A 23247-nucleotide genomic window follows, 5' to 3' on the forward strand; every position below is an offset into this window, starting at 1 on the left:
GCGGGTTCGTGGGAAGGAGGGGGCAAGTACGGGGGACGAACGGCGGAACCGGCGGTCCGGCTCGCGGCGCTCATGGCGTACTCCGGGACGGCAGGAGGTAGTTGGGACCGGTGGTGTAGTGCTTGTTGATGTCGGCGGCGCCCGACCGCTCCTTGCTGAGCAGCGTCCCGGCCGTGACCATCGCCTTCACCGGCAGTTCCGGGGCGTCGAGGACCCGGGCGCGCAGGACGTCACCCGCCTCTCCGCCGAGCCGCTCCACGGCCTCGGTCAGCCGTTCGCGCACCAGCCGCAGCAGCACGGGCAGCGGGGCGCGGCCGTGCCGGGCGAGCCCGAACGCGTAGGCGCCCGCGCACAGATGGACGGTGATGGTGGCGAAGAGGTCGGCCACCGGCCCGTCCTCCGTGCCGAGGATCCGGGGGTCGTCGAAGTCCCACCGGCACGGGAGCCGGGCATGCAGCCGCCGCGTGTCCACGCGTGGCCCGTCGTTGTCCTTGAACAGCAGCCGGAGACCGCCCGGCCGGAGCACCAGGGAGATGTTCTGCTGGTGCGACTCCAGCGCGACGCCGTACCCGAACAGCGTGGTCTGCCAGTCGAACAGCAGCGTCAGACAGGCGTCGAGCAGGGCGAGCGGGTCGCCGTCGTAGAAGCGGTCGGCGAGATGGTCGACGACCAGCCGTCCGTCCGGCGCCTCGGCGAGCAGCGCCGCCATCGGCACGACGACCGAGTCCCCGAGGCCGGCCGGGTGGCGGCGGCACAGCACGGCCAGCAGTTCGTGTCCCGCGTGGGCGTACGTGGTCTCGTCGGCGTGCAGGACCGTGTCCCGGAACCGGGGCTCGCGAGCGACCACCTCTTGGATCAGCCGCTGCCCCACGGCCCCGTCGACGAGCGTGCCGGGCTTGACGGACCGCTTGTTGCGCAGCCCCAACGAGGAGATGGCTAGGGGCAGTTTGAGGTGCAGCGCCGGGTCCGCCACCGTCGCCACCGTCCGCATGGACAGGGTGGGTACGACGTCGAGGCAGCCCCGTTCGGCCAGTACCACCCGCCCGCGCAGGCCGGTGGCGCGCAAGGCCGCGTCGAGCGGAGGGCCGACGGTCAGCGGGTGCACCGGCAGGGCGAGGTGCGTGCGCTCCAGCCCGGCCAGCCCGAGCCGCCCGGGCGTCGGCCACAGCTCGGGAAGCGTGCCGGTCAGCAGCACCGATTCCCGGGGCACGGCGAGCCAGCGCAGCGGGAACCGCGGATGGAACTCGGGCGCGTACGACCGCAGGTGCCCCTCGTCCAGCCCTGCCCGGCCGCGTGCGGTCGGGTACACCGGATGGTCCAGACGGGCGGCGAGCGTGTCGAACGCCGGCCCGCCGCCGAGGCCGGTCCAGCGCGCCGGATCGGCACCGTGGCGGTCGGTCAGCCGCCCGGCGACGGCATCGCGGGTGTCCGCGTGCAGCCGTAACGTGGCCAGCGTCTGCCGGCACTCCTCGGCGAAGGCGTCGAAACCGGCCCGGTCCTCGGGCTCGGCGAGCGCGCGCAGCGCGTTCAGCACCTCTTCGTACGACGTCAGCTCGGCGCCGTCCGACGCGCGCAGGAGCAGCGGCAGCCGGGCGGCGTACCCGCACTGGAAGCCGTCCTCGGCGACCGGCAGCAGCAGGGCGTCGCGACCCGCGGCACGCCGCAGCCAGGGTCCGTCCGGCCGGTGGACGAGGGTGCTCCGGGTGCGCAGTCCGACGACGTCCTCGCGCAGCAGAGCGCTCAGCACCCGGGTGATCAGCTCGGCCGCGCAGGTGTCCGGCGCGGGTGGCAGTACGGTCACGCCCGGATCTCCCAGCGGTGGGTGGCCAGGAAACCGGCGGCCACGCGGTCCACGGTGTCCTGGTCGGTGCCGGTGGCCCGCAGGACGCCGAGGTAGTCGCGGTTGGTGCGGTACAGCTCGTGCCGCTCGCCCACCGCCCGCAGCGGACGGTACGTCAGACACACCCCGTCGACGCTGAGCTCGGTGGCGGCCGGGGCGTCGGTCAGGGTCCCGGCCCGGTCGGCGCACGGGTACTCCAGGAGGGCGGCGCGGTCGCGCCGGGCACCCGCATCGGCCGGGAGCGGTTCGCCCAGGTGGGTGCGGAGGATGTACTCGAACAGCGGGATGCCGAGGAGCCGTTCGAGTAGCAGGTCGCACTGGTCGCCGATGGCCCGGTAGTTGACCTCGATGATCCGTGCCCGCCCCTCGTGCACCACGAACTCGGTGTGACAGGCGCCGAATCCGACGCCGAGCGCGTCCAATTGGGTGAGGACCTGTGCGACGACCGGCTCGGGGTGGGCGGGGACGAACGTGAGGCGCTGCTCGACGAAGTGCGGCGGCGGCGACAGTTCGGTGCGGAAGCCGCCCAGGACGTGCCGGACCCGGCCGTCGCCCAGGGTCTCCAGCGTGCACAGCTCGCCGGGGAGGTACTCCTCGACGACCAGGGTGGTGCCCGGCCGGCGCTCCAGGATCTCCTTGGTGCGGATCGCCAGGTCCTCGGGGCCGTCCACGAGCACGACGTCCTCGCTGGCCACGCCCTCGCGGGGCTTGACGACACACGGGTAGGGCGCGTCCAAGGCGGTCGGTGCGGTGAGTTCGGCCGACCAGACGGTGTCCGCTCCGGCGGCGGCCAGCCGGCGGCGCGTCTCCGCCTTGTCCTTGCAACGCAGGGTGGCCCGCCAGTCCTTGCCGGGCAGGCCGAAGTAGGCGGCGGCCAGGGCGGCCTGGGTCTGGAGGTGGTCGCTGTTGGTGAAGACGGCACCCGGGCTGTCGTGGACCGAGATCCGCGACACGACGGCCCGGAAGTCCCGCACGTCACACTCCAGGACCTCGACGTCCGGGCAGGTTCTCCGGTGGGCGTCGGGCTGGTCGGTGAGGACGGTGACGTCCAGGCCCAGCCGGGCGGCGGCGGGCAGGAAACCCTCGGTGACGGAGTCGGTCGGATTGAGGGCGAGCAGGTACAGGCGCATGGCGGTCTTCCCTTGGTGGGTGGGGGGTGGCGGCGGGCAGCCCGCGCGAGACCCCCGTGACGTGGACGGCCCTTGATCGGCCGGGCGTTCACGAGCGCGTCCGACGATCTTGTACCTTAGGTTAGCCTTACCTATCCAATCGCGGGTTGCAACTGCCCGTAGGAGTGATCGATGCGCACTGTCCTGGAGTCACCGCCGACCCTCGTCTCCGTCCTCGGTACCGCCTACCGGCGGTTGACCGGCATCTGCGAGGCGCTGACCGTCGAGGTCGCGGACCCCCGGACGGCCTACGATCAACCGGCCTTCACCGGCGCCGAACTGATGTCGGACCAGTCAGCCCTCGACGCCTTCCTGGAGGCCGAGGCGACGCGCATCCACACCCGCTTCGCCCACACCCCCCGCTCCCATGTCACCGCCTCACGCGCCCTGCACGACTACGCCTGGTCGGTCGCCCTCCTGATGAGCGGCGTCTGGTACCTGGAGCGCCGGGTGCCGCGCATCCGGCCCCAGTCGGTGCGCCTGGACCTCGCGGCCGGGGCGTACACGATCACGCCCGAGCCCCGCGTCGCCTGCCTGCCCGGGGATCCCGTCGCCGCGCTGCCCGGCGCGGTGACCGTCGCGGGCGAGGAGGCCCTGCGGGCCGAGCTGCGCGCCGCGGTCGCCGACCACATGCGCCCGCTGCTCACCGCCCTCGGCCCCGCCGTGCGCCGCGGACCGCGCGCCCTGTGGGGCATGGTCGGCGACGACCTCGTCTCCGGGATCTGGTACCTGGGCCGGACCCTCGGCCGCGAGGAGGACGCCGTACGCGCGGCGACCGCCCTGCTCCCCGAACCCGTCAGCCCGTACCCCTCGGGAGCGGACTTCCGCCTGCTGACCGGCACCGACGGCCGCCGTCACACGACCCGCACGCGCGCCGGCTGCTGCCTCTACTACGCCATCCGGCCCGACGAGGCCTGCGGCACCTGCCCCCGCGTCTGCGACACGGAACGGCTGCGCCGGCTCGAGGAGTGACGAGCCGTCAGTCTTCCGCCTCCACCTTGTGCCAGAAGGCCTCGACCCGCGCGTTGAACACCTCCGGCACCTCCTGGAACGGCTGATGAGCCTCTCCGCGCAGCACCTCGAACTCGGCGTCCGGGATGCCCTCCGCGACCTCACGGCCGAGACGCGGCGGCGTCGCGAGGTCGAGTTCGCCGGCGAGGACGAGGGTCGGCGCGGTGATGCCGCCGAGGCGGTCGGACGTGTCATGGCGGGAGAACGCCGCGAGCTGGCGGCGGAAGGCCTCGGCGGACTGCGGGTGTTCGAAGGCCAGCGTCTCGTCGATGAGGCGGTCGACCAGGCCGTCGGAGTGGGCGCGTGGCGTGTAGATCCACAGGTAGAACGCCTCCAGCATGGCCCGCTCGCTCGGGGCCCGCTCCACCATCCATTCCCAGAAGCGCGTCATGGCGCGGAAGTAGGGGTCCGGGCGGGCCGTCGTGCTCATCAGGACCAGGCTGCGGACGAGACAGGGATGCCTCAGCGCCAGCTCCTGGGCGATGAAGCTGCCCCCCGAGAAACCGGTCACGTGGGCGGCCGGTATCTGGAGCGTGCGCAGCAGTGCGGCGGCGTCGTCGGCCATCCGGGGCATGGTGAGCGGCCCCTCGGGCAGGGGCGTACGCCCGGCGCCCCGGTTGTCGAAGGCGGTGAGCCGGTAGCGGTCCGCGAGCCCGTCGAGCTGTGGCTGCCACGCTTCGACGGGATCCCCGAGCCCGGAGATGAGCAGGACGTCGGGCCCCTGGCCCCGTCGCTCGACCCAGAGCTCCACGCCGCCGGCGTCGATCATCTGTCCCATGGCCGCCTCCCGGAGCAGGGAACCGTGGCCGTCAGCCTCGCGCCGGCGCGATGTTCTGGTTGGCGTGGAACAGGTTGTCCGGGTCGTAGGTCCGCTTGACCCGGGCGAGCCTGTCGTAGTGGTCGCGGTACGTCGCCCGGACCCGCTCCTGGCCCTCGCCCGTGCCCATGAAGTTCACGTACGAGCCGCCCATGGAGTACGGGTGCAGCTCCTCCTGGTAGTCGACGCACCACTGCCTGATGGCCCCGGCGTTGACCGGATCGGGGTCCACACCGGCGAAGACGCCGGACCAGACCGCGTCCCGGTAGCTCCACGCCGTGTCGTCCGGGCCCACCCGGTGGGCCGCCCCGTCGACCGGGTAGAGGTGCATCAGCGAGAGCTGGGTGGGGTTGTTCTCGCCGTACTTGAGATGCACGTCCAGGGCGGCGTCCGGGATCTGGTCGAAGAAGTCGCCGCGCCAGTACCACTGGTAGCCCGTCGGGATCAGTTCGTCGAACATGCTCTGCAGCCCGACGTAGGGCATCGGAGTCGTGAAGTGGAAGGCCGGCGGTCCGGCCTCGTGCACCACGGAGAGCGTCTCGTCGAGCCGGTCCAGGTCGCCGGTGTGGCACCACACGATGCCGCACACCTTCCGCCGGTGGAGCTCCTCGGGGAAGGGCGGGCCGGGCGGGACGACGAAGACGTTGAAGAAGCCGTACACGTCCTCGGGCGCCTGCGGGAGGAACTCGCGGTACCACGCCAGCGCTTCGCGGGTGTGCTCCACCGGCCAGACGGTCACCCCGACCCCGACCGTGTCCACCGGGTGCAGCCGGTAGGTGAGGGAGGTCGCGATGCCGTAGTTGCCGCCGCCTCCCCGCAGGGCCCAGAAGAGGTCCGGGTGTTCGTCCGCGTTCGCGGTGACGTAGCTGCCGTCCGCCAGCACGACGTCGGCGGCGATCAGATTGTCCGCGGTCAGCCCGTACTTGCGGGTGAGATAGCCGTGCCCGCCGCCGAGGGTCAGGCCCCCGACCCCCGTCATGGAGATGATGCCGGTCGGGGTGGCCAGGCCGAAGGCGTGCGTGGCGTGGTCCAGGTCGCCGAGCTGAGCGCCGCCGCCGGCCTGCGCGGTCTTCGCCGCCGGGTCGACGCGCACCCCGCGCATCGGCGACAGGTCGATGGTGACACCGTCGTCCACCAGGCACAGGCCCGGTCCGCTGTGCCCGCCGCCCCGCACGGCGAGTTCCAGGCCGTGATCGCGGACGTAGGTGAGCGCGGCCATGACATCGGCGGCGTCCGCACACCGCACGATGGCCGCGGGGTGCTTGTCGATCATCGCGTTGTAGATCTTGCGGGCCTGGTCGTACTCGGCGTCCCGTGGGCCTATGACCGGTCCTCGCAGCGTGGTCCGCATGTCTTCCAGGGTGGCGCTGTTCATGACGATCTCCTCGGGACGCGTGACCGTGCTGCTATCACCAGCCTCCCGCCGACCGCGCGGCTGTGCATGTCCGGCGGAGAGCCACCGCCCGGCTGTCCGCGGATTCAGGTCAGGGTGACCTCCACCGGCAGCTTCTTGATGCCGTTGACGAAATTGGACCGCACTCGCGGCACGTCACCGGCCAGGCGGATGTCCGCGAGGCGCGGGATCAGCTCCTCGAACATGATCCGGATCTCGGTGCGCGCGAGCAGATTGCCCAGGCACAGATGGGGGCTGCCCTTGCCGAAGGTGACGTGGTCGTTGTCGGCGCGCGTGACGTCGAAGTCGTACGGATCGCCGAAGACCTCCTCGTCGCGGTTGCCGGAGGCGAACCACATCACGACCTTGTCGCCCTCCCTGACCCGCCTGCCGCCCAGTTCGACGTCGCGCGTGGCGGTGCGGCGGAAGTGGTAGACGGGGGAGGCCCAGCGCAGGAACTCCTCCACCGCGACCGGGATCAGCGAGGGGTCCTCCTGGAGGCGGGCCAGCTGCTCGGGGTGCTGGATCAGGGCCAGCATCGAGTGGGAGATGGTGTGCCGGGTGGTCTCGTTGCCGGCGACGACCAGGAGCAGGAAGTAGTTGTCGAAGTCCTGCGGGGAGAGCGGCACACCGTCCCGGGGGGTGGTGTTGACCAGCCGGGAGACCAGGTCGGTGCCGTCGCCGCCGCGTCGCCGCCGCGCCAGCTCCCGGCCGTACTCGAAGACCTCCAGCGAGGCGGGGGAGCGGAAGGGCAGATCGCGGTACCTCTCGCTCTCCTCGCTGTGCAGCAGGACGTCCGCGTAGTCCGGGTCGGTGTGGCCGATGATGCGGTTGCCCCAGTCGATCAGCCGCTGGTTGTCCTCCGGGGGCACGTCCAGCAGCCGGGCCAGGACGTTGATCGGGAAGTCCGCCGAGACGTCCTCGACGAAGTCGAAGCGGCCCTTGGCGAGCGCGGTGTCGAGGGTCCGCGCCGTCAGGCCGCGCAGGAAGTCGGTGTAGCCGCTGATCACGTTCGCGCCGAACTGCCGCTGGATCAGGCTGCGCAGTGCCCGGTGCCGGACCCCGTCCAGCTCGAGGATCGAGGCGCGTTTCTTGATCTGGTCGTCGTCGACCTCCTCCAGGTTGACGAACCTCGTGGAGGTGAAGGTCTCCGGGTCGCGGTCGACCCGGACGATGTCCCGGTGCCGGGTCACCGCCCAGAAACCGGAGTTGGGTGCCTCCTCCGGCTGCCAGTGCACGGGGTCCTGGTGACGCAGGGTGTGGAACATCCGCCAGGGTGTGACGCCGTCCGTGAAACGGTCCAGGTCGGCGAGGTTCACGTCGGCCAGGGGCAGCGGCTCGCGCAGCGCGTCGGTCGGGGTCTCGGTGGTCATGGAACAGCTCCTCGGCGGCACAGGGGGCGTCACAGGTGGTAGGCGTACTCGGTGAACTCCCAGTCCGTGACGTGCCGGTGGAAGCGTTCGACCTCGTCGCGCTTGTAGGAGAGGAAGGATGTGGTGAAGCCCTTGCCGAGCAGGTCGGTCAGGGCGGTGTCCGCCTCCAGCGCGTCCAGCGCGGCGGACAGGGTCTGCGGCAGGGCGGCGGACCGGGAGGTGTCGTAGCCGTAGCCCTCCAGCGGTGCGGGCGGCTCCTCGCCGGCGAGGACGCCCAGGAGGGCGGCGGCCGTCGTGCCGGCGATCGCCAGATAGGGGTTGGCGCTCGCGTCGCCCAGCCGCAGTTCGCACCGGGCCCCCGAGCCGCGCTCGGGCGGGATGCGCACCATGGCGCTGCGGTTGTCCAGTCCCCAGTCGATCAGCCAGGGCGCGAGGGTGTCCGGGCCGAAGCGCTTGTACGAGTTGACGGTGGGGTTGAGCAGCGCGGCCAGGGCGGGCGCGTGGGCGAGGACTCCGGCCACGGCGTGCCGGGCGACGGCGGACAGGCCGTACGGGCCCGACGGGTCGTCGAAGGTGTTGCGGCCCTGGTCGTCCTCGCCGGAGAGGTGGAGGTGGAAGCCGGAGCCGCCCGCGTCGTTGAAGGGCTTGGCCATGAAGGTGGCCAGCCTGCCCTCCTTGCGGGCCAGTTCCTTGATCGCCGCCTTGAAGCGGAAGGACCGGTCGGCGGCCGAGAGGGCGTCGGAGTGCGCCAGGTTGATCTCGATCTGGCCGCCGTCGAACTCGTGGTTGCCGCTGATCGCCCCGATCCCCAGATCGCGTACGTGGCGCAGGGTGCGCAGCAGGTGGTTGGCGGGGTCGGCGCGCAGCCCGGCGGTGTAGACGACGCCCGGGTCGGGTGCGTAGCGGCGCCAGCCGCCGGACGGGTCCGGCTCGCACAGGAAGTACTCCAGCTCGGGCCCGACCACCGGCCGCAGCCCGTGGTCGGTGCACCGGGCGAGGACGGCGCGCAGCAGGTCGCGGGGCGACTCCGGGGCGGGCGCGCCGGTCGCCGGGTCGACGACCTCGCCCAGACAGGCGGCCACCCCCGGCTCCCAGGGCAGGGGCACCAGCGTGCCGAGGTCGGGCCGTACGCAGATGTCCGGCAGCCCCGCGTCCAGCCCGCCGCTGACCGGGACCACGTCGCCCCGCGGGCTGGTGTGGTAGACGGCCCGGCAGAACGCGAGACCGTGCGCGCAGGCCCGGGGCAGCTCCTCGAGCAGCACGTCACGCGCCCGGTCGGTGCCGATGAGGTCGGGATAGGTCACCCGGACCACGTCGATGCCGTCGGCGGCGAGCCGCTCCATGTGGCGGCGGACTTCTTCAAGGTCGTGAGCGCTCACCGTTGTCTCCTCGGGCGGACGTCGGGACACCTCCGGGACACGGGGCCGGGGAGGCGGGTGGCGGGAGAGCGAGCAGGCCGGGCGCGGCGGAGCCAGGGACCGCCCGGTGCTTTGTTTGATGCCAAACGGTAGGGGTGGGTGAGGGGTGCCGCAAGAGGGCGGGGCAAGAATTTATCCATCCGGATAGCTATTGACCAGACCTCGGCCCCTGCCTACCTTGTTTGAAGCCAAACGAGTTCGGGGCGTGTCAGACCGCACCCCGTTGGCCGGGGCCCGGCCCTTCCGGCCGGGCCCCTTTCCCTCCCCTTCGACGCCCTCACATTCAGGAGGACCGGCCATGAAGGTCGTCGTCGACATGAACAAGTGCCAGGACCACGGCCAGTGCGTCTTCGCGGCCCCCGACGTCTTCCACATGGACGACGCCGGCCGCCTGGCCTACGTCCCCGACCCCGACGACGCCCTGTGCGACGAGGTCGAGGAAGCCGCGGACGTCTGCCCGCTCCAGGCCATCCGGATCGAGGACTGACATGAGCGGGCGCATCGTCGTGGCCGGCGCCTCCCTGGGCGGCCTGCGGGCGGCCGAGCAGCTGCGCACCGCCGGCTGGACCGGCGGCATCACGGTGCTCGGCGACGAGCCGCACCCCCCGTACAACCGGCCCCCGCTGTCCAAGGAGGTCCTCGCGGGCAAGGCGGCCTTCACGTCGCTGGCCTTCACCCCGAAGGCGTCCGTGGCGGACGTGGAGTGGCGGCTGGGCACGAAGGCGGTCGCGGCCCGGCTCGCCGAGCGGACCGTCGCACTCGACGACGGCTCGGTGCTCTCCTACGACGGCCTGGTCGTCGCCACCGGCATGCGGCCCCGGCGGCTGCGCTGCCCCGGGCCGGTCGCCGGCCGCCACACCGTCCGCACGATCGACGACGCCCAGGTCCTGCGGGGCGAACTCACCCGGCCCGGGGTGCGGGTGGTCGTGGTCGGTGCGGGGTTCATCGGCTGCGAGGTCGCCGCGACGGCGCTCGGGCTGGGCGCGGCCGAGGTGACGGTGGTCGACCCGCTGCCCCTGCCGATGGTCGGGCCGCTCGGCGAACTGCTCGCCCGCGCGCTGCTGCGGCGGCACGAGGAGCGCGGGGTGCGTTTCGTGCTCGGTGCGGGCGTGGCCGGGTTCGAGGGGCAGGACCGCGTCACCGGTGTCGTCCTGGGCGACGGCTCCGTGCTCCCCGCCGATGTCGTGGTGGAGTCCGTCGGCTCGGCCGCCAACACCGAGTGGCTCGACGGCAACGGACTCGACCTGGACGACGGGGTGCTCACCGACGCACACCTGCGCGTCGGCGGCCGGTCCGACGTCGTCGCCGTCGGCGATGTCGCCCGCTTCCCCAACGCCCGCTACGACGGTGTGCCGCGCCGGGTCGAGCACTGGTCCGTCCCGGCGGACTCGGCCAAGCATGCCGCGAAGGTGCTGGTCGGCGGCGTGGCCGATCTGACGCCCTTCGCTCCGCTGCCCACGTTCTGGAGCGACCAGCACGACTTCCGGCTCCAGTCCTTCGGCGCGCCCGTCCTGGGGCTCGGTGACGTCCGGGTCCTCGACGGCGATCCGTCGGGGGACGTCCTGGCCGGCTACCACCGCGACGGACTGCTGGTCGGTGTCGTCGCGCTCGGCGGGCCGGCCGTCGGTCGTGCCGCCGCCCGCTATCGCGCCGAGCTGCTGAAGCAGCCCGCCCTCACTGTGCAAGGAGCCCTCAAGTGACCGTTGTTCAGGGTTACTTCCACCCCAAGACGGCGAGCGGTGCCTCGTCGCTGATTCCCGCGCCGCCGTGGCGCTACTCCGGTGACCTGCTGACCGTCGAGTACCGGACGGATCCCTCGCGGGTGCGCGAACTGCTCCCCGAACCGCTGGAGTTGGCCGACGAGGATCCGGGGGCCGTCGCCCTGATCTGGGCGGACTGGCAGTCGTGCTCGGGTGCGGGGGAGGAGCTGCTCGATCCTGTGCGGGCGCAGTACAAGGAGGCGTTCGCGGTCGTGCGGTGCGTGTTCCGCGGGCGGACCTACTCGCGGTGCGTCTACATCTGGGTCGACAAGGACTTCGCGATCGCGCGAGGGCTGCATCAGGGGTATCCGAAGAAGCTCGGGTCCATTCATCAGACGCGGCCGCATCCGTACGGGCCCGCGCCGCGGATCGAGGCGGGGGCGCGGTTCGGGGCGACGTTGGCCGCGGCGGACCGGCGTATCGCTCAGGCCGTGGTGACGCTGCGCGAGCCTTCTGAGACCGGCGGCTTCGTCAACGCGCATCCCATGGCGCATCACCGGTGGTTGCCGTCGATCGAGGGCAAGGGGCTGGCTCTCGACGAGCTGGTCGAGTCGGGTGCGGCTTCCTTTGAGGGTGGGCAGCCGTGGGTCGGTGATGCGGATTTGGAGTTGTTCGAGGCGCCCACCGAGGAGCTTGCTCGGCTGGAAGTTCGTGAGCCGATCGCTGCGTATTACCGGCAGGTCGGGGTGGTCTGGGATGGGGGGCGGCTGTTGGAGGTCGGTACGTCGGGGGCGTCTGCCGAGTGAGCTGTGTGGGTGGGTGCGGGTTCGTTGTGGCTGGTCGCGCAGTTCCCCGCGCCCCTGGAGGGCGAGACCCCGCCCCCCGATACAAAAGGAGCTGTTTTCATGCCTGACAAGATCACTGTCGGCGGAGTCGACGTCGATACCCGGCACTGGATCGGTGGCCGGCGCGTCGCCTCCAGCGGTACCTTCACGGACCACTCGCCGATCGACGGCAGCGTCCTCGGCGAGATCGCCCGGGGCGGTGCCGACGAGGCTCGGGCCGCCGTGGCTGCTGCCCGGGAGGCCTTTCCCGCCTGGGCGGCGACCTCTCGCACGGAACGCGCCCGCCTCCTCCACGCCATCGCCGACGGGGTCGAGAAGCGGATCGAAGAGCTGTCGGTCGTCGAGACCACCGACAACGGCGCCCTCCTGCGCTCGCACCGCCGGGGCGTGATGCCCCGCGTCTCCCACAACTTCCGGTTCTTCGCCGACTGGTTGCTGTCGCTCGGCCACGAGGACTTCGAGACCCGGGGGCACACCAACCACGTCAGCTGGGACCCGGCCGGGCCCTGCGTGCTGATCACCCCCTGGAACGCACCCCTGATGCTGGCCACCTGGAAGGTCGCCCCCGCCCTCGCCGCCGGCGACACCGTCGTTCTCAAGCCGGCGGAGTGGTCCCCGCTGACCGCCTCCCTGCTGGCCGACATCGCAGCCGAGGCGGGGCTGCCGGCCGGGGTGCTGAATGTCGTCCAGGGGTACGGCTCGGAGATCGGGGACGCCCTGACCTCGCATCCGGACGTGCGCCGGATCAGCTTCACGGGGTCCGTGCCGACCGCGAAGCGGATCGCGGAGTCGGCCGCCGCCCAGCTCACCCCCCTGAGCCTCGAACTCGGCGGTAAGTCACCGCTGTTGGTGTTCGCCGACGCCGATCTCGAACTGGCCGTCGACCTCGCCGTCGAGCAGTACGACAACGCCGGGCAGGTCTGTCTGGCGGGCACCCGGCTGCTGGTCGAGGAGACGGTCGCCGACGAGTTCACCCGCCGGTTCGTCGAGAAGGCCACGGCTCTGGAACAGGGTGATCCGCGGGACGAGGCCACCGACGTCGGGCCCACCATCCATCCCCGCCAGCTGGAGAAGATCGACGGGTTCGTGCAGCGGGCTGTGGCGGCCGGGGCGCGGGCCGTCATGGGAGGGCATCGGAAGGACGGGCAGTACTACGCCCCGACCCTGCTCACCGATGTCGCCCAGGACTCCGAGATCGTGCAGGAGGAGGTCTTCGGGCCGGTCCTGACCCTCCAGACCTTCGCGGGCGAGGACGAGGCCGTCCGGCTCGCCAACGACACCCGCTTCGGGCTGGCCGCCACCGTCGCCACCGGCGACCGCGACCGTGCCGAGCGGGTCACCGCCCGGCTCGTCGCGGGCACGGTCTGGGTCAACTGCTTCTTCGTACGCGACCTCCAGGCGCCCTTCGGCGGCTCCCGGCAGTCCGGCGTCGGCCGTGAGGGCGGCACCTGGAGCTTCGACTTCTACTGCGACCTGAAGAACACCGTCACCGCCCCGAAGGGATGGAACCACGACCATGGGTGAGATCGTCGGGGCCGGGCTGCTCGCCCACGTGCCCACCATCGTGCTGCCCGAGGCGGACCGGCTGGAGCTCAACGAGGGCAAGGAGATCACCCTCGTGACCGGGCTCCGGGAACTCCGCGGGGACGTCTTCGAGCGTGACCACTACGACACCGTGGTCGTGCTCGACTCGCACTGGGCGACCACCGTCGAGTTCGTCGTCACCGCGCAGGAGCGGCGCGCGGGCCTGTTCACCTCCGAGGAGCTGCCGCGCGGCATGTGCAGGATGCCGTACGACTTCCCCGGCGACCCCGAACTCGCCCACAACGTGGCCAAGTTCGCCGACCGGCACGGCACCTGGATCACCCCGATCGACGACGCGTATCTGCCGATCTACTACGCCACCCTCAACCTCTGGAAGTACCTGGGCGAGGGCCTGCCCGACAAGCGGTGGGTCACCATCGGTGTCTGCCAGACCGGCGATATGGAGGACCATCTGCGGCTCGGGCGGGCGCTGGCCGACGGGATCGCCGCCACCCCGGGGCGACGGGTCCTGGTCATCGCCTCGGGCGCCCTGTCGCACACCTTCTGGCCGCTGCGCGAACTGCGCGACCACGAGGCCAGCGACCCGGTGCACATCCGTACGCCCGAGGCGCGCGAGGCCGACCGCGAGCGCATCGCCTGGTTCAAGGAGGGCCGCCACGACAAGGTCCTCGACACCATGGACGAGTTCTGGCGGTACAAGCCCGAGGCGAAGTTCTTCCACTACCTGATGCTGGCCGGCGCCCTCGGCGAGCAGGCCTGTGTCGCCCGGGCCCGGCAGTACGGCGCGTACGAGAACTCCGTCGGCACCGGCCAGGTCCACCTCTGGTTCGACCGCCCGGCCGGCGGCTGGACCGCAGACCACACCCCCGCGCAGGAGTCCGCCCATGCCTGAGTACCGCCGCATCCTCCTCGACGGCGCCGCCGTCCAGGTCACCGTCGACGGTGACGAACTCGTCGCCGGGGACGGTCGCCGCGTCAAGGCCGGGGACGCCCGGCACCTGCCGCCGGTCGTGCCCTCCAAGGTCATCGCCGTCCATCTCAACCACCGCAGCCGGGTCGACGAGTTCCGGATCGGCCTGCCCGGCACCCCGACCTACTTCCACAAGCCGACCTCCGCCCTCAACGCCCACCAGGGCGCGATCGTCCGCCCCGAGGGCTGCAGGTGGCTCAACTACGAGGGCGAGGTCGCCATCGTCATCGGGCGGACCGCGCGGAACATCGCACCGGCCGAGGCGGGGGAGTACATCGCCGGCTACACCGTCGCCAACGACTACGGGCTGCACGACTTCCGCGACACCGACGCCGGCTCCATGCTCCGCGTCAAGGGCTCCGACACCCTCTGCCCGCTCGGCCCCGGCCTCGTCACCGACTGGGACTTCCACGGCAAGCGGCTGCGGACCTACGTCAACGGGGAGGTCGTACAGGACGGCTCCACCGACGAGATGACGTGGGACATGCACTACCTCGTCGCCGACATCGCCCGCACCATCACCCTCCACCCCGGCGACGTCCTCCTGTCCGGTACGCCCGCCAACTCGCGCCCCGTCCAGCCGGGAGACGTCGTGGAGGTGGAGGTCGAAGGGCTGGGGCGGCTCACCAACCACATCGTGACCGGGCCGACCGCCGTCCGCACGGACGTGGGTGCCCAGCCCACCGAGTCGGAGGAGGTGCTGTCGACCGCGCTCGGCGGCGACTGGGAGTTCCGTGGCATCCGGCCGCCGCGCCGCTGACGTGGGGACCGGATGCGGCGTCGCCGACGTGGCAACCGGCCGCGTCGCCGAGCGGGACGGCCCGGGTAGGGTCGCGGACATGACCGAGCCCGCCGGCCGCCGCCCCCGCAAGCGCGTGAACTACGGCACGGGCCGCGAGGCCCTTCTGGAGGCCGCCGTGCGGGTCGTCGCCCGGGGCGGGCTGCGCAGGCTCACCTACCGGGCGGTCGCGGAGGAGGCCGGCGTCACCCACGGCCTGGTCGTGCACCACTTCGGCTCCCGCGACGCCCTGATCGAGGAGGCCGTCGCCCACGCCATCCGCTCCTCCCTGAGCAGCAGCGCCCTCGAACCGGGCACGGGCGAGGCCGCCGACTTCTCGGTGGGGCTGACGGACATGGTGGAGTCGGGGCCAGACCTCCAGGCGTTCCAGTACGAACTGCTGCTGGAGTCCCGGCGCCGTCCCGAGCTCCTGGCCCACCTGCGGTCGCTGTACGACGAGTACTTCGACGCGACCCGGCGCGAACTCACCCAGATGCTGCCCGGACCGGTCGACGAGGGCCTGTCCCGGATGGTCTTCGCCACGCTGGAGGGACTCGTCCTGCACCAGCTGGTCTTCGGCGAGCGTGAGGTCATCGAGGAGGCCCTCGACGAGCTGCGCGGGGTGCTGCGGCTGCTCGCCGAGCGGCGGGGCGACGAGGCCTGACCTCTCCGCGCCTCTTCGGCCCCGGAGCCCTGGAATTCCTCGTCCCTCACCCCTTGCCAAACGGATAGTTCCGCCCCACGATGAGGCAACTCGTTTGGCCTGAAACGATCCTTCCTCCCTCTGGCAGGTGATCCGAGTGGACAGTCAGACGGTCTCCCCGCACACGGCGAAACCGGACGCGCCCACCGCAGGCACGCTCAAGCCCGACGCCCTCGGCGTCCTGGGCATCCTCTTCTTCGTCCTGTCCGCCCAGGCCCCGCTCACCGGCATCGCCGGCGCGGCCCCCATCGCCGTGGCGCTCGGCAACGGGCCCGGCGTGCCCGCCGCCTACGTGGTGGCGGGCCTGGTGATCCTGCTGTTCTCGGTGGGCTTCGTCGCCATGGGCCGCCATGTCGTGGACGCGGGCGCCTTCTACACCTACATCGGCAAGGGCCTGGGCCGGACCACCGGCACCGGCAGCGCGGGCCTCGCGCTCTTCGCCTACTGCACCATCCAGGCCGCCATGTACGGGCTCTACGGCTCCATCGTGAGCGGCCTGGTCGCGAGCCACACCGGCCTCGACCTGCCGTGGTGGGTCTGGACGCTGGCCACCATGGCCGTCGTGCAGGCGCTCGGGGCGGCCGGTGTCGAGATGGGCGCCAAGGTGCTGGCCGTCTTCGTCCTGGCCGAGTTCAGCATCCTGGCGGTCTTCGCCCTGGTCACCCTCGTCCAGGGCGGCGGCCCCGAGGGGCTCGGCCTCGCGGACAGCTTCTCCCCGTCCGCCGCCCTGGACGGAGCGCCGGGCGTGGCCGTGATGTTCGCCGTGGCGTCCATGTTCGGCTTCGAGGCCACCGCGATCTACGGCGAGGAGGCCCGAGAACCGAGGAAGACCGTGCCGCGGGCCACCTACCTCGCGGTCGCCGTGGTCACCGGGTTCTTCGCCCTGACCTCCTGGATGATCGTCTCCTCCTACGGAGCTTCCAGGGCCACCGAGGCCGCGGGCAAGGCCCTGGAAGGCGGCGACGGGGCCGGGTTCGTCTTCGCGCCCATCGCGGCCGAGTTCGGCGGCTGGGTGGGCGACGTACTGCCGGTCCTGCTCGCCACCTCCCTCTTCGCGGGCATCCTCACCTTCCACAACTCCGCCAACCGCTACCTGTTCTCGCTCGGCCGCGACGGGCTGCTGCCGCGCCGGCTGTGCGGGCTCAACCGCCGCCACGCCCCCTGGGCGGCCGGCTGCGTCCAGACCGTCCTGGCCGTTCTCCTCGTGCTCCCCTTCGCGCTGGCGGGCAAGGACCCGGTGCTCACGCTGTTCTCCTGGTTCAGCGGGGTCGCCGTCCTGGCGATGATGCTGCTGTACCTGCTGACGTCGGTGTCCGTCGTCGTCTTCTTCCGCCGCGAACGTCTCGATGCCCGCCCCTGGAACACCCTGATCGCACCCGCCCTCGGCGCCCTCGGCATCGCCGGGGCGATCTGGCTCATCCTCGCCAACTTCACCACCCTCATCGGCGGCGAGCGCACCACGGCCCTGTGGCTCACGCTGTCGGTCCCGGTGGTCATGGCGCTGGGCGTGGTGGCCGCGCGGGTGCGCAAGCCGTCCGCGAACGCATGACCTGATCACAGACATCCCAAGGAGGTTCCATGCCGGCCGTCACCCACGACGAGTGGCTGCGCCGCGCCAAGGCGTTCCAGCTCTCCGGCGCCCATCACGTCGACGGCGCCGACGAACCCGGGAGCGGGGCGACGTTCCCGGTCGTGTCCCCGCGGGACGGCCGGATCATCGCCGAGGTCGCCGACGCGGGCGCCGCCGAGGTGGACGCGGCCGTCGCCGCCGCCCGGCGGGCCTTCGACACCGGCCCCTGGCCGCGCCTGGCGCCCGCCGAGCGCGGCCGGGCCCTGCTCCGCCTCGCCGACCTGCTCGACGAGCGGCGCGAGGAACTCGCGTTGACCGTCAGCCTGGAGATGGGCAAACCGATCACGGACGCCCACGGCATCGAACTGCGCGCCGTCATCAGCACCTTCCGCTGGTACGGCCAGCTCGCGGACAAGCTCACCGACGAGTCCCCGCACACCGCCCCGGACGCCCTCGCCCTGGTCACCCGGGAGGCCGCCGGAGTCGTCGGAGCGGTCGTCCCCTGGAACTTCCCGCTGACCCTGGCCGGCTGGAAGATCGCCCCGGCGCTGGCGGCCGGCTGCACGGTCGTCCTGAAACCCTCGGAGCACTCCCCGCTCTCCGCCCTGCTCCTGGGCCGCCTCGCGACCGAGGCCGGACTGCCGCCGGGCGTGCTCAACGTCGTCAACGGCGACGGACCCACAGCCGGCCGTGCCCTCGGCCTCCACCACGACGTCGACGTCCTGGCCTTCACCGGCTCCACCGCCGTCGGACGCCACTTCCTGCGCTACGCCGCCGACTCCAACCTCAAGCGGGTCTGGCTGGAACTCGGCGGCAAGTCGCCCAACATCGTCCTGCCCGACGCCCCCGACCTCGACCAGGCCGCCGCCACGGCCGCCTGGGGCATCTTCTTCAACCAGGGCGAGATGTGCACGGCCCCCTCCCGGCTGCTCGTGCACGCCTCGATCGCAGAGCGGGTCACCGAGGCCGTGGTCCGGCGGGCCCGGGAGCTGCGTGTCGGCGACCCCCTGGACCCGGCGACGGAGATGGGCGCGCTGGCCGGCCGGGCACATCTGGACCGCGTACACGACCACGTCCGGCGCGGCGTCGACGAAGGCGCCCGCCTGCGCACCGGCGGCGAACGGGTCCTCGCCGAGACGGGCGGGACGTACCTGGAGCCCACCGTCTTCGACCAGGTCGGCCCCGGCTCGCGACTGGCCCGGGAGGAGATCTTCGGCCCCGTCCTGTCCGTGCTCGCCTTCGACGACCTCGACGAGGCGGTCCGCCTGGCCAACGCCACCGAGTACGGCCTCGCCGCCGGCCTGTGGACCTCCGACCTGTCCACCGCCCACCAGGTCTCCCGCAGGCTGAGGGCCGGGACGGTCTGGGTCAACTGCTACGAGGAGGGTGACCTGACCGTGCCCTTCGGCGGCATGAAGCAGTCGGGCAACGGCCGCGACAAGTCCGCCCACGCGCTGGAGAAGTACACCGAGCTCAAGACCACCTGGATCCAGCTGTGAGGCCGCTGATCGCCGTCCCCGCACGGTTCTCCGCGCGGACCTCCGCACTCCGGTACGCCGCCGAGGTCAACGCCCGGGCCCTGATCGAGGCCGTCTGGCGGGCCGGCGGCGAACCGGTGGGCATCCACCCGGCGGACACCGGCACCGCCGCCCGGCTCGCCCGCTTCGACGGTGTCCTGCTCCCCGGCGGCGGCGACCTCGCCCCCGCCCGCTACGGCGCCGCCGCCCCGCACGACACCGTCTACGACGTCGACACCCTCCAGGACACCTTCGACCTCGCCGTCGCCCGCCACGCCCTGGAGTCGGGCCTGCCCCTGCTCGCGGTCTGCCGCGGTCTCCAGGTCGTCGACGTGGCCCTCGGCGGCACCCTGGAGCAGGACATGGGCGGCCCGGAACGCGAGCACCGGCACCTGGTGCACCCCGTCACCCTGGAACCGGACTCGGTCGTCGCCCGGGCCACCGGTGCCGAGAAGACCGACGTGTCCTGCTACCACCACCAGCGTGTCGACCGGCTGGGCACCGGCCTGCGCGTCACGGCCCGGGCGGCCGACGGCACGGTCGAGGCCCTCGAACTCCCGGGCGCCCACGGCTGGTTCACGGCCGTCCAGTGGCATCCGGAGGACACCGCCCACGAAGACCCCGCCCAGCAGGGCCTGTTCGACGCGCTCGTACGGGCCGCCGCCCGGTGAGGCCGCCGCGGGAGTCAGGCCCGGGGCCGCCGGCCGCTGCGCCGGGGCGCGGGCTCGGCACCGCCCAGCAGGGACTGCCGCCGCTCCTCGCCGTGCTCCTCGACCTGGAGCACCACGCTGCGCAGCCCCTCCGCGAGGCTGCGGCACTCCGCGCCGCTGAGCCGGGCCGTCACGAAGGCCTCCTCCTCGTTGAACGCCGGAAAGACCCGCTGCATGAACGCGTCGCCCTCCTCCGTGAGGCTCAGCAGCACCAGCCGCCCGTCGCTCGGATGGTCCGCCCGCCGCAACAGACCCCGCGACTCCAGCGTGCGCACCACCCCCGTCAGCGTGCCCTTGGAGATCCCCGCCTCCTCCGCCACGTGCCGGGTCTCCGACTCGCCCCACACCCAGACCACCCAGAGCACCACGAAGGCCGTCCAGGTCAGGTCGGAACCGCGCAGCACCGAGTTCTCCAGGTGCTGCCGCACGGCGGACGCCGCACGGTAGATGTTCGCCACCGCCGCCATCTGCTCACGCCGGATCGGAAAACCGCCGAGCTTCGCCGCTGCGAGCTTCTCGGCCTCGGTGATGGATCGGTGGCCCGGCACGGGCGGCTCCCTTGTCTGGTCGCGACGACACGTCACGCACGGGGGCGGCTCATCCGCGCCCCCAGTCGTTCGGACTCAAATTGTACGAAGTCGAAAGGGAAACCCGACATGCCCACGCCTCCCCGCATGCTCCTCGTCCTCAGCGAGAACTGGACCCTGACCGGGGGCCGGGCGGATCTGCCCGCCGCCGTCCGCTGGGCCCGCGAGGCCGAGGACGCCGGCTTCGACGCCGTCATGGTCAGCGAGCACATCGTCCTGGGCCCCGACGCGGCGGCGGCCGGCATCATGGGCAACCCCCGCGACTACGCCCTCCCGGGCAACCAGGACCCGCACACCCCCTGGCCCAACTCCCTGCTGCTGCTCGCCTCCATCGCCTCCGTCACCTCCCGGCTGCGGCTGGCCGCCGCGGCCGTCCTCGCCCCGCTGCGCCACCCGCTGCTGCTCGCCCGCGAGCTCGGCACCCTCGACCTCCTGTGCGAGGGACGGCTCGTCGTGCAGCCCACGGTCAGCTGGAGCAAGGACGAGTACGACGCCCTCGGCGTGCCCTTCGCCCGGCGGGGACGGCTCCTCGACGAGCATCTGGAGGTCTGGGCGAAGGCCTGGGGTCCGTCCCCGCTGTCCCACGAGGGACCGCACTATCCCTTCCAGGACGTCTGGTTCGAGCCCAAGGCCCACCGCCCGGACGGCCCCCGCCTCTGGTTCGGCGGACAGCGCCTGCACGGACCCGTCCTGCGCCGCCTGGTGCGGTACGGCCACGGCTTCCACCCGCTCGGCCGGCCCACGCCCGAGGACCTTCGGACGCTCAAGGAGTCGATGGCCGCCGCCGGGCGGGACATCGCCGGTCTGGAGATGATCGGCGGAACCCGGGCCGTCTTCCCCGACGACCATGCACCGGCGGACCTCGGCGCGGCGCTCGCCGTGATCCCCGAGCAACTGGAGCAGGGCTTCACCACGTTCTGCGTGAAACCGAACCAGTTCATCGACGACCCGGACGGAGTCGGGGCGTTCTGCCGCGAGGTCATGCGGCGCGTCGAGGCGCTTACTACCTGAGGGCCGGGGCCCGGATCACCGCTCGACGAAACGCGCGAGGTGATCCGGGTCCGGCCGCAGCAGCCCGTCCCGGACCGCGAGCGCGGTGGCCTCGGCGCGGGAGGCGCAGCCGGTCTTGCGCAGCAGATGCTCGACATGGCTGTGCACGGTCCGCGGGGACAGGAACAGCGCCTGCGCGATGGCCTGGTTGGTCTGCCCCGTGGCCGCCCGGGTGAGCACCTCCAGCTCCCGGGGGCTCAGTCCGTACGGCAGCTCCGTGGGCGTCTCGTGCACCAGTACCGCCTCCGACGCGAGGCCGGGGCCCGGCGGATGCCGGTGCAGGGCGACCCGCTGCCAGCCACCCCCGGCCGGCCACAGCAGCCGCAGCCGCCGGCCTCCCGTGCCCGTGAAGGCGTCGAGCAGCGCGTGGAAGGGCCCGTCGCCCCGCAGCACGAGGGGTCGGTCCCGGCCCGGCAGGTCGATCACCCCGCCGTCGCCGGTGACGAGGCTCGCCGCGTCCTCCTCGGCCAGACCGTGCAGGTCACCGGCGTGCGCCAGCGGGTCGGCGAACGCGGCCAGGGCGGGGATCACGGAGGCGAGCAGCAGCCGGGCGTCGGTGTCGTAGGCGTCCGCGCTCTCGGTGGAGAGATGGACCAGGCCCACCAGGCGGCCCCGATGCCGCAGCGCTCCCGTGACGCCGTCCCGGAAGCCGGCCGGGCGGACGCGCTCGGCGTAGAACCAGCCGTGCCGGAAGCGCGGTCCGGCGTCCTCGGGATCCTCCGCGTCCTGCGAGATGGACGGCGGCAGCTTCTGCCGTACGACGTTGCGGTACCAGGGCGTCCCGACGAATTCCCCGGCCAGGGCCTGCGAGGCCGCGGCGGTGTAGCCGATGCTCGCGACCTGCACGTGGGAGCCGGTCAGCGGGTCGATCGTGAGCAGGGTCGCGGCGTCCAGCGGCAGGGCGCGGGCGAGTTCGCGCAGGGCCTGAGCGGAGGCCGACGCGGTGTCGCGCTCGCGGGTGAGCATGCCGATGCGGGCGGCTGCCGCGATCTGGTGGTGGCTGGGCATGGCGAGCCTCCGGGCGGCTCGGGCGACGATATCGTTTGGGGCCTAACGATAGGGGTGCGGCCGGTGCCCGACAAGGTGTTCACCGACTCGCGCGCGGGATCGGTGTTCCGCCGGCCGCCGCCGGCAGTCGGTATTTGTACGGATGGTGCGGCGGGCCCGGCGGGACTTTCCTGTTCGGCACAGCCGGACGCCCGCTCCAGTCGGGCCCGCCCCTCGGAGAGCCCCTGCCATGACCCCACCGTCGTACGCCGCCTCGCGCAGACACTTCCTCGCCCTCTCCGCCGCCACCGCCCTGGCGGCGGCCGGATGCTCGGCACCCCGGGACACGGCCGCCTCGGCCGAAGCCGCACCCTCCGGCGGCACCCCCCTGACGAAGATCGGCCTCGACTACCCCTTCACCCAGCTCCCGCTCTACTCCACGCTGGTGAAGCTCTCCACCGCCCAGGCCAAGAGCCACGGCATCTCGCTGCTCACGACCAGCGACAACGCCAGCGCCGACACCCAGGCCGGCAACCTCCGCACCTGGGTCGCCCGCAAGGTGCCGGCGATCGTGTCCTTCCCGATGGTCTTCGAGGCAGCCGAGCCCATCGCCAAGGCGGCCCTGGACGCCGGACTGATCTGGGTGACCTACGGCGGCTCCCTGCGGCACCAGAGCGCCGACATCCGGTTCAGCTTCCGCGAGGGCGGCACGCTGCTCGGCGAGGCAGCGGCGAAGTGGGCCGAGGAGCACCTCGGCGGCAAGGGCAAGATCGCCTTCCTCACCGACAGCACCATCGAACTGGGCCGCGAACGCACCAAGGGCATGATCGACGCCTTCACCAAGCTGGCGCCGGGCGTCGACGTCGTGGCCCGGGAACAGGCCATCGACCCGGACACGGGCCTGTCCAAGACGAAGGCGATCCTCGCCAAGCACCCCGACCTCAACCTCGTCCTCGGTGTCACCGACGCCGCCGCGTACGGCGGGTTCAAGGCACTCCAGCAGGCGGGCCGCGGGAAGGACGACGCGAAGACCTTCGTCGGTGGCCAGGACGGGGCCGCGCCCTCCCTCCTCGCCGTCAAGCAGGGCACCTTCTACCGGGCCTCCGCCGCCCTGGCGCCGAAGGACATCGCCGCCGCCATCGTCGAGGTGCCGCGCGCGGTCGCGGCGGGCAAGGCGAACCCCAGTGCCCAGGTGCCCATCACGCTGGTCCAGCGCGGCGACGGGGCCGAGATCGACAAACTGCTCGCACAGAACGCCTAGGCC

General features: G+C 72.4%; 21 protein-coding genes. 13 read left to right on the forward strand and 8 right to left on the reverse strand.

Going from position 1 to position 23247, the window contains the following annotated elements:
* Positions 1–70 precede the first annotated feature (70 nt).
* Both OHU35_RS38485 and OHU35_RS38490 read right to left on the reverse strand, forming a co-directional pair.
* Positions 71–1801, reverse strand: coding sequence for an IucA/IucC family protein (locus tag OHU35_RS38485; protein ID WP_405508630.1), 1731 nt, complete (start codon positions 1799–1801; stop codon positions 71–73).
* Positions 1798–2970 (reverse strand): ATP-grasp domain-containing protein, encoded by a 1173-nt coding sequence (locus OHU35_RS38490; RefSeq protein WP_359892902.1) that lies wholly within the window; start codon positions 2968–2970, stop codon positions 1798–1800. Before OHU35_RS38490 ends, OHU35_RS38485 begins: the two co-directional genes overlap by 4 nt.
* A 171-nt stretch (positions 2971–3141) precedes the next feature.
* On the opposite strand from OHU35_RS38490, the gene OHU35_RS38495 reads away from it, so the two are divergent.
* Positions 3142–3981 (forward strand): (2Fe-2S)-binding protein, encoded by an 840-nt coding sequence (locus OHU35_RS38495; RefSeq protein ID WP_359892899.1) that lies wholly within the window; start codon positions 3142–3144, stop codon positions 3979–3981.
* Between the two features lie 7 nt (positions 3982–3988).
* On the opposite strand, the gene OHU35_RS38500 is transcribed toward OHU35_RS38495, so the two are convergent.
* The 4 genes from OHU35_RS38500 to OHU35_RS38515 form a co-directional block, all read right to left on the reverse strand.
* Positions 3989–4798 carry an alpha/beta fold hydrolase gene (locus OHU35_RS38500; RefSeq protein WP_359892896.1) on the reverse strand — a complete coding sequence of 270 codons (810 nt, stop codon included), beginning with the start codon at positions 4796–4798 and terminating at the stop codon, positions 3989–3991.
* 31 nt (positions 4799–4829) lie between these two features.
* Positions 4830–6212 (reverse strand): FAD-binding oxidoreductase, encoded by a 1383-nt coding sequence (locus OHU35_RS38505; protein WP_405508633.1) that lies wholly within the window; start codon positions 6210–6212, stop codon positions 4830–4832.
* A gap of 104 nt (positions 6213–6316) precedes the next feature.
* Positions 6317–7603: a cytochrome P450 gene (locus OHU35_RS38510; protein ID WP_189722080.1), complete on the reverse strand. Its 1287-nt coding sequence runs from the start codon at positions 7601–7603 to the stop codon at positions 6317–6319.
* Between the two features lie 29 nt (positions 7604–7632).
* Positions 7633–8982, reverse strand: a complete 1350-nt coding sequence (locus tag OHU35_RS38515; protein ID WP_189722079.1) for a glutamine synthetase family protein — start codon at positions 8980–8982, stop codon at positions 7633–7635.
* A gap of 337 nt (positions 8983–9319) precedes the next feature.
* Between OHU35_RS38515 and OHU35_RS38520 the strand changes: the two genes are divergently transcribed.
* The 10 genes from OHU35_RS38520 (at position 9320) to OHU35_RS38565 (ending at position 19320) form a co-directional block, all read left to right on the forward strand.
* The gene (locus tag OHU35_RS38520) at positions 9320–9508 is read left to right on the forward strand and encodes a ferredoxin (RefSeq protein WP_405508636.1); all 189 of its coding nucleotides are present in this window, start codon (positions 9320–9322) and stop codon (positions 9506–9508) included.
* Between the two features lies 1 nt (position 9509).
* Positions 9510–10721, forward strand: a complete 1212-nt coding sequence (locus OHU35_RS38525) for an NAD(P)/FAD-dependent oxidoreductase (RefSeq protein ID WP_189722077.1) — start codon at positions 9510–9512, stop codon at positions 10719–10721.
* Entirely contained in the window at positions 10718–11527 is an 810-nt protein-coding gene (locus OHU35_RS38530; protein ID WP_405508638.1) for an acetoacetate decarboxylase family protein, read from the forward strand. Before OHU35_RS38525 ends, OHU35_RS38530 begins: the two co-directional genes overlap by 4 nt.
* 99 nt (positions 11528–11626) lie before the next feature.
* Entirely contained in the window at positions 11627–13090 is a 1464-nt protein-coding gene (locus tag OHU35_RS38535; protein ID WP_405508639.1) for an aldehyde dehydrogenase, read from the forward strand.
* Entirely contained in the window at positions 13083–14003 is a 921-nt protein-coding gene (locus tag OHU35_RS38540) for a 3,4-dihydroxyphenylacetate 2,3-dioxygenase (RefSeq protein ID WP_189722074.1), read from the forward strand. The genes OHU35_RS38535 and OHU35_RS38540 overlap by 8 nt, the downstream gene beginning before the upstream one ends.
* Positions 13996–14841 carry a fumarylacetoacetate hydrolase family protein gene (locus OHU35_RS38545; protein ID WP_189722073.1) on the forward strand — a complete coding sequence of 282 codons (846 nt, stop codon included), beginning with the start codon at positions 13996–13998 and terminating at the stop codon, positions 14839–14841. The genes OHU35_RS38540 and OHU35_RS38545 overlap by 8 nt, the downstream gene beginning before the upstream one ends.
* 79 nt (positions 14842–14920) lie before the next feature.
* The gene (locus OHU35_RS38550; protein ID WP_189722072.1) at positions 14921–15523 is read left to right on the forward strand and encodes a TetR/AcrR family transcriptional regulator; all 603 of its coding nucleotides are present in this window, start codon (positions 14921–14923) and stop codon (positions 15521–15523) included.
* Positions 15524–15659: 136 nt separating this feature from the next.
* Positions 15660–17111, forward strand: coding sequence for an APC family permease (locus tag OHU35_RS38555; RefSeq protein WP_189722071.1), 1452 nt, complete (start codon positions 15660–15662; stop codon positions 17109–17111).
* A gap of 29 nt (positions 17112–17140) precedes the next feature.
* Positions 17141–18631: an aldehyde dehydrogenase gene (locus tag OHU35_RS38560; protein WP_405508641.1), complete on the forward strand. Its 1491-nt coding sequence runs from the start codon at positions 17141–17143 to the stop codon at positions 18629–18631.
* Positions 18628–19320 carry a gamma-glutamyl-gamma-aminobutyrate hydrolase family protein gene (locus OHU35_RS38565; RefSeq protein ID WP_229872798.1) on the forward strand — a complete coding sequence of 231 codons (693 nt, stop codon included), beginning with the start codon at positions 18628–18630 and terminating at the stop codon, positions 19318–19320. Before OHU35_RS38560 ends, OHU35_RS38565 begins: the two co-directional genes overlap by 4 nt.
* Before the next feature lie 14 nt (positions 19321–19334).
* Here the strand turns inward: OHU35_RS38565 and OHU35_RS38570 are convergent, their stop codons facing one another.
* Entirely contained in the window at positions 19335–19907 is a 573-nt protein-coding gene (locus OHU35_RS38570; RefSeq protein WP_189722069.1) for a MarR family winged helix-turn-helix transcriptional regulator, read from the reverse strand.
* Positions 19908–20015: 108 nt separating this feature from the next.
* Between OHU35_RS38570 and OHU35_RS38575 the strand changes: the two genes are divergently transcribed.
* Positions 20016–20957, forward strand: a complete 942-nt coding sequence (locus tag OHU35_RS38575; RefSeq protein WP_189722068.1) for an LLM class flavin-dependent oxidoreductase — start codon at positions 20016–20018, stop codon at positions 20955–20957.
* Positions 20958–20972: 15 nt separating this feature from the next.
* Here OHU35_RS38575 and OHU35_RS38580 read toward each other — a convergent pair whose 3' ends face one another.
* On the reverse strand, positions 20973–22004 hold the full coding sequence (locus tag OHU35_RS38580; RefSeq protein WP_189722067.1) for a LuxR C-terminal-related transcriptional regulator: 1032 nt from the start codon (positions 22002–22004) through the stop codon (positions 20973–20975).
* A gap of 229 nt (positions 22005–22233) precedes the next feature.
* On the opposite strand from OHU35_RS38580, the gene OHU35_RS38585 reads away from it, so the two are divergent.
* Positions 22234–23244 (forward strand): sugar ABC transporter substrate-binding protein, encoded by a 1011-nt coding sequence (locus OHU35_RS38585; RefSeq protein WP_189722066.1) that lies wholly within the window; start codon positions 22234–22236, stop codon positions 23242–23244.
* Positions 23245–23247 lie beyond the last annotated feature (3 nt).

Origin of the sequence: Streptomyces purpurascens (assembly GCF_045040895.1) — a bacterium.
Lineage (GTDB): Bacteria > Actinomycetota > Actinomycetes > Streptomycetales > Streptomycetaceae > Streptomyces > Streptomyces purpurascens.